This window comes from Acinetobacter gerneri DSM 14967 = CIP 107464 = MTCC 9824 (assembly GCF_000368565.1).
Lineage (GTDB): Bacteria > Pseudomonadota > Gammaproteobacteria > Pseudomonadales > Moraxellaceae > Acinetobacter > Acinetobacter gerneri.
Map to the genome: position 1 here is coordinate 769,587 of NZ_KB849544.1, position 560 is coordinate 770,146.

Genomic DNA, 560 nt, shown 5'->3' on the forward strand with positions numbered 1-560 from the left:
TTAGTTGTAGTGCCTGATGCAAATGTACCTTGCACTGGATCAACATTATCAACATATTCTGTTGGTGCAGTTGGTTGAGTTGGGGCCTTCGTATCTACAATCACTTGGATTGGATCACTTGGCAAACTTTCATTGCCAGCAATATCTGTCAATGTATAGCTCAGATCATGCTCACCTTCAATCATCGGATCAACTGGGGTTAATGTTCCAGCAACAGGATCGTAGACAGAGTCTACTGGCTTGCCATCTACATAAAGCGTTGGTTTTTCATCTGTTGGCAATGTACCTACAATAATACTTGGTGTCGTATCATCGGTTGTTGTACCTGTAGGGAAATCACCTTGTTTTGAACCTGCATCATCAACAAACTCTGTTGGTGTTGTAGGTTTCGCTGGTGCCGTTACATCGATAATCACTTGGATCGGGTCACTTGCTACACTTTCATTACCCGCAATATCTGTCAATGTATAGCTCAGATCATGATTACCTTCACCAATTGGATTAACTGGGGTTAATGTTCCAGCAACTGGATCATAGATAGAATCTACTGGCTTACCATC

The 560-nt window shown here is 42.1% G+C and carries 1 protein-coding gene; it reads right to left on the minus strand.

The annotated features are described in order from the left end of the window. Window positions 1-560, minus strand: a 560-nt coding sequence (locus F960_RS22835) for an Ig-like domain-containing protein (RefSeq protein ID WP_004866741.1), incomplete at both ends; no start/stop codon positions are given.